Here is a 15,851-nt window from a genome sequence, read left to right on the forward strand (position 1 = left end):
CTCGGCGTCCAGCACCGGCTGCTCGCCGCCGGGTCGTACACGGCGTTCGCCGCGCTGCGCGGGACCAACCGGGCGGTGACCGGCGCGGTCACCTCGCTGCCGTACCCGCGCGGCCTGCGCACCCGGCTGCGCTACCGCCGGGGCCTGCGCCGCCCGCTGGATCCGAACCTCGCCGTCTACTGCGCGTACTGGGGCCGCGGCTACGCCTGCAACCCGGCCGCGATCCACGCCAAGGCGCGGGAACTCGCGCCGCACATCAAGGGGGTGTTCCTGGTCGAGGCTGATCAGGCGCACACCGTGCCGGAGGGCGTCGACTACGCCGTCCTCGGCAGCCGCCGCGCCTGGGAGCTGCTGGCCCGCGCGACCTACCTGATCAACAACGCCAACTTCGCGGAGGGCGTGGTGAAACGACCCGGCAGCGTCCATCTCCAGACCCAGCACGGCACCCCGCTGAAGACCATGGGCATCGACCAGTCGACGTACCCGGTGGTGGCCGCGGCGACGGGCAGCTTCACCAAGCTGCTGGGCCGGGTGGACCGCTGGGACTACAACCTGTCCGCCAACCGCCACTCCACCCGCGTGTGGGAGCGCGCCTTCCCCGGCTCCTACGAGCACCTGGAGTACGGCTATCCGCGCAACGACGTGTACGTCACCGCCACCGCCGAGGACGTGGCCCGCGTGCGGCGCGAACTGGGCGTCCCGCAGGGCAAGGTGGCCGTCCTGTACGCGCCCACCCACCGTGACCACCGCACCGGCTTCGAACCCGGCCTGGATCTGACGGCGTTCTGCGAGGCGGCCGGCGAGGACGTCGTCGTACTGCTGCGCGCCCACTACTTCTACGACCGGGGGGCGGGCGGGAGCGACGGCCGGATCATCGACGTCACGGCGCACCGCTCCTCCGAGGACGTGTGCCTGGCCGCCGACGCGCTGATCACCGACTACTCGTCGATCATGTTCGACTACGCCAACCTGGACCGCCCGATCGTCGTGTACGCCGACGACTGGGACGTCTACCGCGAGACGCGGGGCGTGTACGTCGACCTGATGGCCGAGCCGCCGGGACCGGTGGCCCGTACGCCCGAGGAGCTGGCCGGGGTGTTCCGGGAGGGCACCTGGGCGGGCGAGGAGTCGGCGGCGCTGCGGGCCCGATTCCGGGAGCGGTTCTGCGAGTTCGACGACGGGCGGGCCGCCGAGCGGGTGGTGCGCAGGGTGCTGCTCGGTGAGCCGCCCGAGGCGCTGCCGCCCGTGATCCCGCTCGCCGAGCGCGTCCCCGCGCCCGCCGCCGCACCCCTGGCGCGGACCGCCGCGACCCTGGTGAGGAGCTGACGTGCCCCGCTTCAGTGTCATCGTGCCCGTCCACAAGGTGCAGGGGTACCTGGAGGAGTGCCTGGACTCGGTGCTCGGCCAGTCGTACCCGGATCTCGAGGTGATCGCCGTAGACGACGCCTCCCCCGACGGCTGCGGGGAGATCCTCGACGCGTACGCGGCCCGCGACGAGCGCGTCCGGGTGCTGCATCTGCCCGAGAACGTGGGCCTGGGCCGCGCCCGCAACGCGGGGATGCCCCTGGCGCGCGGCGACTACCTGTTCTTCCTCGACAGCGACGACACCCTCACCCCGGGCGCCCTGCGCGCGATCGCCGACCGGCTCGACGAGTGCGCGGACCCGGACGTGCTGGTCTTCGACTACGCCCGCACCCACTGGTGGGGCGGCACCCGCCGCAACGTCCTGGCGCCGCTGCTCGCCGCGACGGACCAGTGCTTCACCGCCGTCGAACGGCCCGAGATCCTCGACCTGTTGATGGTGGTGTGGAACAAGGTCTACCGGCGGGAGTTCGTCGAGCGGGAGGGCTTCACCTTCCCGCCGGGCTACTACGAGGACACGCCCTGGACGTTCCCGGTGCTGCTCAGCGCCGAGCGCATCGCCACGCTGGACCGCGTCTGCGTGTACTACCGGCAGCGCAGGCAGGGCAGCATCCTGTCCACGACCAGCCGCAAGCACTTCGACATCCACGAGCAGTACGCGCGGGTGTTCCGGTTCGTCGACGCCCGTCCGGCGCTGGCCGGCTGGCGGCCGTTCCTGCACGCCAAGATGGGCGAGCACTGTCTGGACATCCTCGCCAAGCCGGACCGGCTGCCGCCGTCCGACAAGGGCGAGTTCTTCCGCCGTACCGCCGAGATGTTCCACATGCACCGGCCCGAGGGCGCCCGTGTCCCCGCCGAACTGCGGGTGCTGGAGGGCGGTTACGCGCGGTATGTGCTGCGCAGGCGCGCCTCCCGTACCGTCCAGGGCCTCGGGCGGCGAGCCCGGCAGGCGCGGACCGCGGCGGCGCTGCGGGCCGCCCGGACCCGGACCGCGCTGCGCCTGCACCGCCCGCTGGACCCGCACCTCGCCGTGTACTCGGCGTTCTCGCACCGCGGTGTCCTCGGTGATCCGGCGGCGATCCACCGCACGGCCCGTGAACTCGCCCCGCACATCCGGGGCGTGTGGGTGCTGGCCGACGAGGAGCGGGCCGCCGGGCTGCCGGACGACATCGAGTACGTGCTGGTGGGGACCGCCGCGTACCGGAGGGTGACCGAGCGGGCCACGTACTTCGTCAACAACGTCAACTGGCCCGGCACGCTGGTCAAACGCCCCGGCAGCGTGCACGTGCACACCCATCAGGGCACCCCGCTGAAGTACATGGGCGCCGATCTGCTGGACAAGCCCGGCGCCCGGCTCGGCTTCGACGTGCCGCAGATGCTGCGCCGGGCCGACCGCTGGGACTACAGCCTCGTCGCCAACCGGCACTCCGAGCTGGTGTGGCAGCGGGCCTTCCCCTGCCACTTCACCTCCCTGCGCACCGGCAGCCCCCGCAACGACGTGCTGGTCAACGCCGGTGAGAAACACGGCCGTTCGGTGCGGGCGCGGCTCGGGATCCCGGACGGCGACACGGTGGTGCTGTACGCGCCGACCCGGCGCGACTACCGCAGGGGCGGGCTGGTGGAGCGGATCGATCTCGCGCGGTTCGCGGCGGATCTGGGCGAGGGCCGCACGCTCGTGGTGCGGCTGCACCCGTCCCTGGCCGACGGGCCCGCGCGCGGGCTGGGGCTCTCGGAACTGCACCGCCGGGGCGTGCTGGTCGACGCGACGGACGAACCCCACGTGGAGGACGTGATGCTGGCCTCGGACGTGCTGGTCACCGACTACTCGTCCCTGATGTTCGACTACGCCAACCTGGACCGGCCGATCGTGCTCCACGCCGACGACTGGGACGCCTACCGGGCGAGCCGGGGCGCCTACGTCGACCTCACCGCCGAGCCGCCGGGCCATGTCGCGCGCTCCTACCGGGAGCTGGCGTGGCTGTTCGACTCGGGGACCTGGCGGGACGAGGAGGCGGACCGGCTGCGGTCGGCCTTCCGGGACCGGTTCTGCGAGTTCGACGACGGCCGGGCCGCCGAGCGGGTGGTCCGGGCGCTGATGCTGAACGAGCCGGAGCCCGGTGTCCCCGCCCGGGTGCCGTCCCCGCGGACCGGCCGCGACCTGCTGATCCCGTCGTGAGGCCGCGCACCTGGGTGCTGCTGCTGATGGCGGTCTTCGCCCTGCTGCAGCTGGCGAACGTCACCGGCCGGGTCACCCCCGACACCAAGAACTACGTCTCGTACGCGCTGAGCCTGAAGGGCGAGAGCAAACGGGACGCGGCGCTCGCCACCATCGCGTACTACTGCGAGAGCCGCGCCTCCATGGCGCACCGCAGGCAGAACGTGCACGTCGACAACTTCCACGGCCCCGACCCGGCTCCCCGGGTGCGGAAGGAGTGCCGGGAGCGGGAGTGGCGGCGGGTCGAGGCGCGGCTGGCGGCCGGGCAGACCGGCGGGCACACGATGCCGCACATGCCGGAGCGCTTCATGGCGATCTTCGAGGTACGGCCCGGCTATCCGGTGTTCCTGGTGCCGTTCCTGACGCTGTTCGGGGTGACGTGGGGCGTGTGGACGGCGAGCGTGGTGATCGCCTGCGCGGGCGGGGTGCTCGCGTTCCTGACGCTGCGCACGCTCGGGGTACCGGTGCCGCTCGCGCTGACCGGGCAGGCGCTGTACTACGTCCTGCCGTGCGGGACGACCGCGATGCGCCCGATGACCGAGGGCCTGATGATGGCGCTCATCCTGGCCGCGCCGACCTGATGCCGGCCATCCACCACCTCCTCCACAGCACCGTCATCGTCAGCACCCTCGAAGACGCCGAAGACCTCATCCACACCCATCCCCACCTCACCGCAGTCACCGCCGAAGGCGACCTCCTCGGCGCCCACTACGCCCACGGCGGCTCCGCAGCCGCCCCCAGCCTCCTCGAGGTCCAGGCCTCCGTCGACGAGGCCGCCGCCGAGCTGGAGGAACTCGCCGTACGGTGCGAGGAACTCGCCGAGGCACAGGCCGCCGCGGCGGAGCAACGCAAGGAAGCCGCCGCCCTCGTCGAGGAACTCGGCGAACGCCGCCGCGCCGCCGACCGGGAGAAGAACACCGTCGCCCAGCAGCTCGGCCGCCTCGCCGGCCAGGCCCGCGGCGCGGCAGGGGAGGCCGAGCGTTCCACCGCCGCGGCCGCCCGCGCCCAGGAGGCGCTGGACCAGGCCCTCGCCGACGTCGAGGAACTCGCCGAACGCCTCGCCGTCGCCGAGGAGTTGCCGTTCGAGGAGGAGCCCGACACCTCCGTACGCGACCGGCTTGCTGCCGACGGCGCCAACGCCCGGCAGACCGAGATGGAGGCGCGCCTCCAGGTCCGTACGCACGAGGAGCGCGTCAAGGGGCTCGCCGGGCGGGCCGACTCCCTCGACCGGGCCGCCCGCGCGGAGCGCGAGGCACGCGCGCGTGCCGAACAGCGCAGGGCCCGGCTGCGTCACGAGGCGGCCGTCGCCGAGGCCGTCGCCTCCGGCGCCCGGCAGCTGCTCGCGCACGTGGAGATCTCCCTCGCCCGCGCCGATCAGGAGCGCACCGCCGCCGAGGCCGCCAAGGCCCACCGCGAGCAGGAACTCGCCCGCGCCCGCAGCGAGGGGCGCGATCTCAAGGCGGAACTCGACAAGTTGACGGATTCGGTCCACCGCGGCGAGGTACTCGGCGCCGAGAAGCGGCTGCGGATAGAGCAGCTGGAGACGAAGGCGCTGGAGGAACTGGGTGTCGAACCGGCCGGGCTGGTCGAGGAGTACGGTCCGCACCAGCTCGTGCCGCCCTCGCCCCCCGCCGAGGGCGAGGAACTCCCGGAGGACCCGGAGCACCCGCGCAACCGGCCCCGCCCCTTCGTGCGGGCCGAGCAGGAGAAGCGCCTGAAAGCCGCCGAGCGCGCCTACCAGCAGCTCGGCAAGGTCAACCCGCTCGCCCTGGAGGAGTTCGCGGCGCTGGAGGAGCGCCACCAGTTCCTCAGCGAGCAGCTGGAGGACCTGAAGAAGACCCGCGCGGACCTGCTCCAGGTCGTCAAGGAGGTCGACGAGCGCGTCGAGCAGGTCTTCACCGAGGCCTACCGGGACACCGCCCGTGAGTTCGAGGGCGTGTTCTCCCGCCTGTTCCCGGGCGGTGAGGGGCGTCTGGTGCTGACCGACCCCGACAACATGCTCACCACGGGCGTGGACGTCGAGGCGCGTCCGCCGGGCAAGAAGGTCAAGCGGCTCAGCCTGCTCTCCGGTGGCGAGCGGTCGCTGACCGCCGTCGCGCTGCTGGTGTCGATCTTCAAGGCGCGGCCCAGCCCGTTCTACGTCATGGACGAGGTCGAGGCGGCCCTCGACGACACCAACCTCCAGCGGCTGATCCGGATCATGCAGGAGCTGCAGGAGGCCTCGCAGCTCATCGTGATCACGCACCAGAAGCGCACGATGGAGGTCGCCGACGCGCTCTACGGCGTCTCCATGCAGGGCGACGGCGTGTCCAAGGTCATCAGCCAGCGTCTGCGCTAGTCCCGCGCTGGTCCGTTGCGCGGGCATCACAAGACCTTCAAGTTCTGAACGAACGCAGGTCTAGACCCTTGTCTTTTTGTTCACACTTCTCGCTCGCCTCGACCTATTGACTTCAAAAGTTGAAGGCATAGTCTCTCCCACGTTGCTTTTACCTTCAGGTACCTTCAGGTGGACCTCGAAGGGCTGACCCCCATCCGGCGATGTTGCCGGTGGCCCGAGGAGTACACGTGACCAGCACAGCGCAGGCACAGAAGTCAGGAGCCCGGGCGGCTCATCCCGATCATCTCGGGCATGTCATCTTCATCGCGGCGGCGGCCGCCATGGGCGGTTTCCTCTTCGGCTACGACAGTTCCGTGATCAACGGCGCCGTCGAGGCCATCCGTGACCGCTACGACATCGGCTCCGCCGCGCTCGCTCAGGTCATCGCCATCGCCCTGATCGGCTGTGCCATCGGCGCCGCGACCGCCGGCCGGATAGCCGACCGCATCGGCCGCATCCGGTGCATGCAGATCGCCGCCGTGCTGTTCACCGTCAGCGCCGTCGGCTCCGCCCTGCCCTTCTCGCTGTACGACCTCGCCTTCTGGCGCGTCGTCGGCGGCTTCGCCATCGGCATGGCCTCCGTGATCGGCCCGGCGTACATCGCCGAGGTCGCCCCGCCCGCCTACCGCGGCCGCCTCGGCTCCTTCCAGCAGGCCGCGATCGTCGTCGGCATCGCCGTCTCCCAGCTGGTCAACTGGGGCATCCTGAACGCCGCCGACGGCGACCAGCGCGGTGAGCTGCTGGGCCTGGAGGCCTGGCAGCTGATGCTCGGCGTCATGGTCCTCCCCGCCGTCCTGTACGGCCTGCTCTCCTTCGCCATCCCCGAGTCGCCCCGCTACCTGATCTCCGTCGGCAAGCACGAGCGCGCCCGGGAGATCCTCGCCGAGGTCGAGGGCAAGGACATCGACCTGGACGCCCGCGTCACCGAGATCGAGACGGGCATGCACCGCGAGGAGAAGTCCAGCTTCAAGGACCTGCTCGGCGGCAGCTTCTTCTTCAAGCCGATCGTCTGGATCGGTATCGGCCTGTCGGTCTTCCAGCAGTTCGTCGGCATCAACGTCGCGTTCTACTACTCCTCGACGCTGTGGCAGTCGGTCGGCGTCGACCCGACGGACTCGTTCTTCTACTCCTTCACCACGTCGATCATCAACATCGTCGGCACCGTCATCGCGATGATCTTCGTCGACCGCATCGGCCGCAGGCCGCTCGCCATCATCGGCTCGGTCGGCATGGTGATCGGCCTCGCCCTGGAGGCCTGGGCGTTCTCCTTCGACCTCGTCGGCGGCAAGCTGCCGGAGACCCAGGGCTGGATCGCCCTGATCGCCGCCCACGTGTTCGTCCTCTTCTTCGCCCTGTCCTGGGGTGTGGTCGTCTGGGTCATGCTCGGCGAGATGTTCCCCAACCGGATCCGCGCCGCCGCGCTCGGCGTCGCCGCCGCCGCGCAGTGGATCGCCAACTGGGCCATCACCGCGAGCTTCCCGTCGCTGGCCGACTGGAACCTGTCGGTCACCTACGTGATCTACACCGCGTTCGCCGCGCTCTCCATCCCGTTCGTCCTGAAGTTCGTCAAGGAGACGAAGGGCAAGGCGCTGGAGGAGATGGGCTGACCGGCCCCCGCACAACCGAAAAGCCCGAGGAGGAGGGCTCCAGTCCCCGCTGCCCCACTCCTCGTACCCCCCACCACCGCCCCGGCCGGGTCCGCCCGCGCCGGGGCGGTGCCCTGTGTCCGGCGTCCGGAGGCGTTGTGCGGCCTGAGGTTCTGTCAGGTCGGCAGGGCGTCGGGCGGCGGGCGCCACGGCCGTTGCGAGGGGCGCCGCGGTCGGTCCGTCCGGGGGGTCCATGGCTGATACTGGACGCGTTATGGACATCGTCATCCTTGCTGTAGTCATCGCCGTGGTCGTGCTCGGCGCGCTCGGCGGGCTCATCGTCGGCAGCCGGCGCAAGAAGTCGCTGCCTCCGCCGCCGCCCGCCGCGCCCGACATCACCGCCCCTCCGGCCGAGCCGCACGTCGGCGACGAGGCCGAGACGCCGCGGGAGGAACCGCGGCGCACCATCGAGGAGGTTGATCTTCCGGACGGCGGCGGCGCTCCCGTCGCCGTCGAGGAGCCCCCCACCGTCGAGGCTCCGCCGATCGAGATTCCGGAGCCGACCGCCGGCCGCCTGGTCCGGCTGCGTGCCCGGCTCTCCCGTTCGCAGAACGCCCTGGGCAAGGGCTTGCTCACTCTGCTGTCCCGCGAGCACCTCGACGAGGACACCTGGGAGGAGATCGAGGACACCCTGCTCACCGCCGACGTCGGTGTGCAGCCCACCCAGGAGCTGGTCGAGCGGTTGCGCGAGCGCGTGAAGGTGCTCGGCACGCGTACGCCCGTGGAACTGCGCGGGCTGCTCCGCGAGGAGCTGATCAAGCTGGTCGGTCCCGACATGGACCGCACGGTGCACACCGAGAACGAGGCGGGCGGGCCCGGCATCGTGATGGTCGTCGGTGTCAACGGCACCGGCAAGACCACCACCACCGGCAAGCTCGCTCGCGTTCTGGTGGCCGACGGCAACACCGTCGTCCTCGGCGCTGCCGACACCTTCCGTGCCGCCGCTGCCGACCAGCTCCAGACCTGGGCCGAGCGGGTCGGCGCCCACACCGTGCGCGGTCCCGAGGGTGGCGACCCGGCCTCCGTCGCGTTCGACGCGGTCAAGGAGGGCATCGAGATGTCCGCCGACGCCGTGCTCATCGACACCGCCGGGCGGCTGCACACCAAGACCGGCCTCATGGACGAGCTGGGCAAGGTCAAGCGCGTCGTGGAGAAGCACGCCCCGCTGGACGAGGTGCTGCTGGTCCTCGACGCGACCACCGGTCAGAACGGCCTCGTGCAGGCCCGGGTCTTCGCCGAGGTCGTCGACATCACCGGCATCGTGCTGACCAAGCTGGACGGCACGGCCAAGGGCGGCATCGTGATCGCGGTCCAGCGCGAGCTGGGCGTCCCGGTCAAGCTGATCGGCCTCGGCGAGGGGGCGGACGACCTGGCCCCGTTCGAGCCGGAGGCTTTTGTGGACGCGCTCATCGGCGACTGAGCCCCGGCGTTCCGAGACACCAGTCGCGAAGAAGCGCCCGCTCCCGGGACATCGGGGACGGGCGCTTCGCCGTGTACTGAGCCCCGAGACGCATCCGTCCGGACGCTACGCCCGCGACCGATGCGCCACGTAGGCCAGCGTGCCCAGGAGCAGGCGGGCCTCCGGTGGGCGGGATGCCGAGTCCAGGGCGGGGGAGCGGAGCCAGTGGACCGGGCCCAGGCCGGCGCGGTCGGAGGGTGGGGCCGTGATGTGGGTGCCGGGGCCGAGGCCGCGCAGGTCGAGGGCGGTCGGGTCGTCCCAGCCCATGCGGTAGAGCAGCTCGGGCAGCGCCGCCGCGGCGCCGGGGGCGACGAAGAACTGGGCGCGGCCGTCCGGGGTGGCGGCGACGGGGCCGACGGGCAGGCCCATGCGCTCCAGCCGGGCCAGCGCGTGGCGCCCCGCGGGCTCGGCCACCTCGAGCACGTCGAAGGCCCGGCCGACCGGCAGCATCAGCGACGCCCCCGGGAACTCGGCCCAGATACCGGTCACCTCGTCCAGCGTCGCCCCCGCCGGGATCACCGGCGCGAAGTCCAGTGGATGCGCACCCGGTGCCCGGCAGCCGGCCCGGCCGCAGGAACAGACACCGGCCGCCGCGCGGGCGCCCGGCACCACGTCCCAGCCCCACAGCCCGGTGTACTCCGCCACCGCGGTGCCGTCCGACGGGCGGCTCCGGCGACGCGAACCGGACCGGATGTCGCGGATGCCCCGACTGATGCCGATCGTGAAGCCCATGCCCCCTCCAACGGGTCCCGCACACCGGTGGTTACGCAGCGGACAGAGAATGTGACTCTCCGTCTGCGGCTTCCCCGCGCCGCTCGGTTCAGTCGGCGCCTCGACGTGCCAGGGGTGGTGAGCGGGGCGCCGCGCGCCCCCGCGTGCCTCGCTGCATCCACTTCTGGCTGTCCTATGTCAAGTGAATCGTGCGTCGGCGACCTTGAGTTCATACAAAGGGGTGGCGAATGGTGGCGATTACGCATCCGCCATGGCTGGACGGGTGATCGTAGGATTACGTTGAGTGCACGGCTTCTTGGGGCACATGCACTCGTGGGTATGCCGGAGGCAACTCGGCTTTCCGTTCGAAGGGTGACAACCGCCGGACGGGCGGCCCCGACAACCGGCATTCTGATAGGGCTTGGCGCACTCGGCGACAAGTGGTCTTCAGGGATGGGGGCGTTCCAGTGAGCGGCAACGGCGGTGGCGGGGCGAACGCTGCGAGTGCGGAGAAACGTCCGAACGAGCTTCTCGCCTCGTGGTTCGTCCGCAGCGGCTGGTCCAAGGGCGAGCTCGCCCGCCAGGTCAACCGCAGAGCACGCCAGTTGGGCGCCAACCACATCTCCACCGACACCTCCCGCGTACGCCGCTGGCTGGACGGCGAGAACCCGCGCGAGCCGATCCCCAGGATCCTGTCCGAGCTGTTCTCCGAACGCTTCGGCGTCGTCGTCTCCGTCGAGGACCTGGGCCTGCGCAACACCCGCCCGTCACCCTCCGCGACCGGCGTCGACCTGCCCTGGACGGGCCCGCAGACCGTGGCCCTGCTCAGCGAGTTCTCGCGCAGCGACCTGATGCTGGCGCGGCGCGGCTTCCTCGGGAGCTCGCTGGCCCTCTCCGCGGGCCCGTCCCTCATCGAGCCCATGCAGCGCTGGCTCGTCCCCACCCCGTCGGGCCCGCAGCCGCGCACCGAACCCGAGCCGGCCTCCTCCTCCCGCGCCCGCGGCCGGCTGTCCAAGCCCGAGCTGGACCTGCTGGAGACCACCACCGTGATGTTCCGGCAGTGGGACGCCCAGTGCGGCGGCGGCCTGCGCCGCAAGGCCGTCGTCGGCCAGCTGCACGAGGTGACCGACCTCCTCCAGGAACCCCAGCCCGAGGCCACCACCCGCCGCCTGTTCAAGGTCGCCGCCGAACTCGCCGAGCTGGCCGGCTGGATGTCGTACGACGTCGGGCTCCAGCCCACCGCGCAGAAGTACTTCGTGCTCGCGCTGCACGCCGCCAAGGAGGCGGGCGACCGGCCGCTCGGCTCGTACATCCTGTCCAACATGAGCCGCCAGATGATCCACCTCGGGCGCCCCGAGGACGCCCTGGAGCTCATCCACCTCGCTCAGTACGGCAGCCGGGACTGCGCGAGCCCGCGGACCCAGTCGATGCTGTATGCGATGGAGGCCCGCGCCTACGCCAACATGGGCCAGCCCGGCCGGTGCAAGCGCGCGGTGCGCATGGCCGAGGACACCTTCGCCGAGGCCGACGAGTGGGACGAGCCGGACCCCGACTGGATCCAGTTCTTCTCCGAGGCCGAGCTCTACGGCGAGAACTCCCACTCCTTCCGCGACCTGGCCTATGTCGCGGGCCGCAGCCCGACCTACGCCTCCCTCGCCGAGCCGCTGATGAAGCGGGCCGTGGAGCTCTTCGCCCAGGAGGCCGGCGAGCACCAGCGCTCCTACGCCCTCAACCTGATCGGCATGGCCACCGTGCACCTGCTCCAGCGCGAGCCCGAGCAGGGTGCGGTTCTGGCCACCGAGGCCATCACGGCGGCCAAGAAGGTCCGCTCCGAGCGCGTCAACACTCGTATCCGAAAGACGGTCGACACGGCCGTCCGCGACTTCGGCGGCGTCGCCGAGGTCGTCGACCTCACCGAGCGCCTCGCCGTCGAGCTGCCCGAGACCGCCGAGGCGGTCTGACACCACCGAGTCCCGTGTGGGACTCCCAAGGCCCCGGCCGCGGCCGGCCCTCCCGAACTGCCCGACTCGGCTCCCCCATGCCAGTCATTCGGAAGGCCGACCGCGGCCGGCTTGCGTTCCCCGAGGGGAAGATTGCGCCACGATAACGATCGGCGCCCCCGGCATCGAGCAGTTCACCGACGCGTAACACACCAGGTGCCTTCGTCACGGCGGCGAAACAACGAGGGGCTTCCACCGAAACCGCGCTGCGCCAATCTCATGGCGCATAACCGGCCCACCCCTCATGGCCCACCCGCTCAGGCTTCGCCCGCACGGGGCCGTACCAACGACGAGGAGACGCCGATGGCTCCAGCCATCACGCTTGCCGCAGAGACGGAGCTCTCTGCCGCCAACACAGGCTTCATGCTCATCTGCTCCGCCCTGGTGATGCTCATGACGCCGGGCCTGGCCTTCTTCTACGGAGGCATGGTCCGCGTCAAAAGCACCCTGAACATGCTGATGATGAGCTTCATCAGCCTCGGCATCGTCACCGTCCTGTGGGTGCTGTACGGCTTCTCCCTCGCCTTCGGTGACGACACCGGCAGCATCATCGGCTGGAACTCCGACTGGGTCGGCCTCAGCAACATCGGCCTGACCGAGCTGTGGGACGGCTACACCATCCCGATCTTCGTCTTCCTGGTCTTCCAGCTGATGTTCGCGGTGCTCACGCCCGCGCTGATCAGCGGTGCCCTCGCCGACCGGGTGAAGTTCACCGCCTGGGCGCTGTTCGTCGCCCTGTGGGTCACCGTCGTCTACTTCCCCGTCGCCCACTGGGTCTGGGGCAGCGGCGGCTGGGCCTTCGAGCTGGGCGTGATCGACTTCGCCGGTGGTACGGCCGTCCACATCAACGCCGGTGCCGCCGCGCTCGGCGTCATCCTGGTCATCGGCAAGCGCGTCGGCTTCAAGAAGGACCCGATGCGCCCGCACAGCCTCCCGCTGGTCATGCTCGGCGCCGGTCTGCTGTGGTTCGGCTGGTTCGGCTTCAACGCCGGCTCGTGGCTCGGCAACGACGACGGCGTGGGCGCGCTGATGTTCGTCAACACCCAGGTCGCCACCGGCGCCGCCGTCCTCGGCTGGCTCGCCTACGAGAAGATCCGCCACGGCGCGTTCACCACCCTCGGTGCCGCCTCCGGCGCGGTCGCCGGCCTGGTCGCCATCACCCCGGCGGGCGGCGCGGTCTCCCCGCTCGGCGCGATCGCCATCGGCGTCATCGCCGGTGTCCTGTGCGCCATGGCCGTCGGCCTGAAGTACAAGCTCGGCTACGACGACTCCCTCGACGTCGTCGGCGTCCACCTCGTCGGCGGCATCCTCGGCTCCCTGCTCGTCGGCATCTTCGCCACCGGCAAGGGCCAGTCCGACGTGGAGGGCCTCTTCTACGGCGGCGGCCTGGACCAGTTCTGGAAGCAGTGCGCCGGTGTCTTCGGTGTCCTCGCCTACTCCCTGGTCGTCTCCGCGATCCTCGCCTTCCTCCTCGACAAGACCATCGGTATGCGAGTCTCCGAGGACGAGGAGGTGGCCGGCATCGACCAGGCCGAGCACGCCGAGACCGCATACGACTTCAGCGGCGCCGGCGGCGGCGCGGCCCGCAGCGCCGCCACCGCCCCCGTCGCCCCGGCCGAGTCCAAGAAGGTGGACGCATGAAGCTCATCACCGCCGTCGTGAAGCCGCACCGGCTCGACGAGATCAAGGAGGCCCTGCAGGCCTTCGGCGTACACGGTCTGACCGTCACCGAGGCCAGCGGCTACGGCCGCCAGCGCGGCCACACCGAGGTCTACCGCGGTGCCGAGTACACCGTCGACCTGGTCCCCAAGATCCGCATCGAGGTGCTGGTCGAGGACGACGACGCCGAACAGCTCATCGAGGTCGTCGTCAAGGCCGCCCGTACCGGCAAGATCGGTGACGGCAAGGTCTGGTCGATCCCGGTCGAGACGGCCGTACGGGTCCGGACCGGCGAGCGCGGCCCGGACGCGCTCTGACACACGAGAACGGGAGTCGCTGGGTGACGAGTACGGACGTGACGAAAGAAGCAGAGGACTCGGGACCCAGCGGCTACGCGGCGGCCCGGCTGCGCCTCCTCACCGAGGGGGCGCGGTCCGGGCCGCCGCGCCGTGCCGCCCTCGCGGACCTCACCGACGAGTGGCTCACGGGCCTGTTCGCGGCGGGCGCGGAAGGGCTGCGCGGGGTGTCCCTGGTCGCCGTCGGCGGCTACGGGCGCGCGGAACTCTCCCCGCGCAGCGACCTCGACCTGCTCCTGCTGCACGACGGCGGCGACCCCAAGGGCGTCGCCGCCCTCGCCGACCGGCTCTGGTACCCGGTGTGGGACCTCGGCCTCGCCCTCGACCACTCCGTACGCACCCCCGCCGAGGCCCGCAAGACCGCCGGTGAGGACCTCAAGGTCCAGCTCGGCCTGCTCGACGCCCGGCACCTCGCCGGCGACCTCGGCCTCACCACCGGTCTGCGCACCGCCGTCCTCGCCGACTGGCGCAACCAGGCGCCCAAGCGGCTTCCCGAACTGCAGGAGCTGTGCGCCGAGCGGGCCGAGCGCATGGGGGAGCTGCAGTACCTCCTCGAACCCGACCTCAAGGAGGCCCGCGGCGGGCTGCGCGACGCCACCGCCCTGCGTGCCGTCGCCGCCTCCTGGCTCGCCGACGCCCCGCGCGAGGGCCTCGCCGAGGCGCGCCGCCGCCTCCTCGACGTACGGGACGCGCTGCATCTGACCACCGGCCGCGCCACCGACCGGCTCGCGCTCCAGGAGCAGGACCAGGTCGCCGGCGAGCTGGGGCTGCTCGACGCCGACGCGCTGCTGCGGCAGGTGTACGAGGCCGCCCGCGTCATCGCGTACGCCTCCGACGTCACCTGGCGCGAAGTGGGGCGCGTGCTGCGCTCGCGCGCCGTGCGGCCCCGGCTGCGCGCCATGCTCGGCGGCGGGAAGCCGACCGCCGAACGTACCCCGCTCGCCGAGGGGGTCGTGGAGCAGGAGGGCGAAGTGGTGCTCGCCCGCACCGCGCGCCCCGAACGCGACCCCGTGCTCCCCTTGCGCGCCGCAGCCGCCGCCGCGCAGGCCGGACTCCCGCTCTCCCTGCACGCCGTACGGCGCCTCGCCGCCACCGTGCGCCCCCTGCCCACGCCCTGGCCCGCCGAGGCCCGGGAACAGCTCGTCACCCTGCTGGGCTCCGGCCGCCCCACCGTCGAGGTGTGGGAGGCCCTGGAGGCCGAGGGCCTGATCAATCAGCTGCTGCCCGACTGGGAGCGGGTCCGCTGCCGCCCGCAGCGCAACGCCGTGCACCTGTGGACCGTCGACCGGCACCTCATCGAGACCGCAGTCCGCGCCTCCGAGCTCACCCGCCGCGTCAGCCGCCCCGACCTGCTGCTGATCGCCGCGCTGCTGCACGACATCGGCAAGGGCTGGCCCGGCGACCACTCGGTCGCGGGGGAGACCATCGCCCGGGACGTCGCCGCCCGCATCGGCTTCGACCAGCGCGACGTCACCGTGATCGCCACCCTCGTACGCCACCACCTGCTGCTCGTGGAGACCGCCACCCGGCGTGACCTGGAGGACCCGGCCACCGTCCGCGCGGTCGCCGACGCGGTCGGTTCCCAGGGCACGCTGGAGCTGCTGCACGCCCTCACCGAGGCGGACGCCCTCGCCACCGGCCCGGCGGCCTGGTCGTCCTGGCGCGCCTCACTCGTCACCGACCTGGTGAAACGCGTCTCTGCTGTGCTCTCCGGTGACCCGCTGGGCGACCCCGAGGACGCCGCACCCACGGCTGAACAGGAACGTCTCGCTTTGGAGGCCGTCGCCACCGGCGGCCCGGTGCTGGCACTGCGGGCGCAGACCGAGCCGCCCGCCGAGCAGGAGGCGCCCGGCGACCCGGAACCGCTGGGTGTGGAGCTGCTCATCGCCGTGCCCGACCAGCCGGGCGTGCTGCCCGCCGTGGCCGGCGTCCTCGCCATGCACCGTCTGACCGTGCGCACCGCCGAGCTCCGTGCCGTCGGCCTCCCCGACGGTGTCGACGGCACCGTGCTGCTGCTCGACTGGCGGGTCGCCGCCGAGTACGGCTCCTTGCCCCAGGCCGCCCGC

General features: G+C 71.8%; 9 protein-coding genes and 2 pseudogenes. 10 read left to right on the forward strand and 1 reads right to left on the reverse strand.

Going from position 1 to position 15,851, the window contains the following annotated elements; all coding sequences use genetic code 11:
• The 6 genes and pseudogenes from N4P33_RS21925 to ftsY all read left to right on the forward strand — a co-directional run.
• A partial coding sequence (locus tag N4P33_RS21925) for a CDP-glycerol glycerophosphotransferase family protein (protein WP_260828351.1) occupies positions 1-1,326 on the forward strand: 1,326 nt, incomplete at its 5' end.
• A gap of 1 nt (position 1,327) precedes the next feature.
• On the forward strand, positions 1,328-3,538 hold the full coding sequence (locus N4P33_RS21930) for a bifunctional glycosyltransferase/CDP-glycerol:glycerophosphate glycerophosphotransferase (protein WP_260828352.1): 2,211 nt from the start codon (positions 1,328-1,330) through the stop codon (positions 3,536-3,538).
• Between the two features lie 26 nt (positions 3,539-3,564).
• Positions 3,565-4,149 (forward strand): annotated as a pseudogene (locus N4P33_RS21935) (hypothetical protein); the annotation flags it as partial.
• Positions 4,149-5,915 (forward strand): annotated as a pseudogene (locus tag N4P33_RS21940) (AAA family ATPase); the annotation flags it as partial. The pseudogenes N4P33_RS21935 and N4P33_RS21940, both read left to right, overlap by 1 nt.
• A gap of 227 nt (positions 5,916-6,142) precedes the next feature.
• Positions 6,143-7,561: a sugar porter family MFS transporter gene (locus N4P33_RS21945; RefSeq protein ID WP_260828353.1), complete on the forward strand. Its 1,419-nt coding sequence runs from the start codon at positions 6,143-6,145 to the stop codon at positions 7,559-7,561.
• A 253-nt stretch (positions 7,562-7,814) separates the two neighbouring features.
• Positions 7,815-9,020 carry a signal recognition particle-docking protein FtsY gene (ftsY, locus tag N4P33_RS21950; protein ID WP_260828354.1) on the forward strand — a complete coding sequence of 402 codons (1,206 nt, stop codon included), beginning with the start codon at positions 7,815-7,817 and terminating at the stop codon, positions 9,018-9,020.
• A gap of 105 nt (positions 9,021-9,125) precedes the next feature.
• Here ftsY and N4P33_RS21955 read toward each other — a convergent pair whose 3' ends face one another.
• The gene (locus N4P33_RS21955) at positions 9,126-9,791 is read right to left on the reverse strand and encodes a bifunctional DNA primase/polymerase (protein ID WP_260828355.1); all 666 of its coding nucleotides are present in this window, start codon (positions 9,789-9,791) and stop codon (positions 9,126-9,128) included.
• Between the two features lie 446 nt (positions 9,792-10,237).
• On the opposite strand from N4P33_RS21955, the gene N4P33_RS21960 reads away from it, so the two are divergent.
• The 4 genes from N4P33_RS21960 to N4P33_RS21975 all read left to right on the forward strand — a co-directional run.
• The gene (locus N4P33_RS21960; RefSeq protein ID WP_260828356.1) at positions 10,238-11,731 is read left to right on the forward strand and encodes a hypothetical protein; all 1,494 of its coding nucleotides are present in this window, start codon (positions 10,238-10,240) and stop codon (positions 11,729-11,731) included.
• A gap of 342 nt (positions 11,732-12,073) precedes the next feature.
• On the forward strand, positions 12,074-13,411 hold the full coding sequence (locus N4P33_RS21965; protein WP_260828357.1) for an ammonium transporter: 1,338 nt from the start codon (positions 12,074-12,076) through the stop codon (positions 13,409-13,411).
• Positions 13,408-13,746: a P-II family nitrogen regulator gene (locus N4P33_RS21970; protein WP_037933299.1), complete on the forward strand. Its 339-nt coding sequence runs from the start codon at positions 13,408-13,410 to the stop codon at positions 13,744-13,746. The genes N4P33_RS21965 and N4P33_RS21970 overlap by 4 nt, the downstream gene beginning before the upstream one ends.
• A gap of 23 nt (positions 13,747-13,769) precedes the next feature.
• Positions 13,770-15,851: [protein-PII] uridylyltransferase (locus N4P33_RS21975; protein WP_260828358.1), on the forward strand; the 2,082-nt coding region annotated here is incomplete at its 3' end.

Origin of the sequence: Streptomyces sp. 15-116A, assembly GCF_025290915.1 — a bacterium.
GTDB lineage: Bacteria > Actinomycetota > Actinomycetes > Streptomycetales > Streptomycetaceae > Streptomyces.

Bases quoted from the DNA above. Each gene is read 5' to 3' on its own strand.
- ftsY (WP_260828354.1), top strand. From the start codon at position 7,815: ATGGACATCGTCATCCTTGCTGTAGTCATCGCCGTGGTCGTGCTCGGC.
- N4P33_RS21955 (WP_260828355.1), bottom strand. From the start codon at position 9,791: ATGGGCTTCACGATCGGCATCAGTCGGGGCATCCGCGACATCCGGTCC.
- N4P33_RS21965 (WP_260828357.1), top strand. From the start codon at position 12,074: ATGGCTCCAGCCATCACGCTTGCCGCAGAGACGGAGCTCTCTGCCGCC.
- N4P33_RS21970 (WP_037933299.1), top strand. From the start codon at position 13,408: ATGAAGCTCATCACCGCCGTCGTGAAGCCGCACCGGCTCGACGAGATC.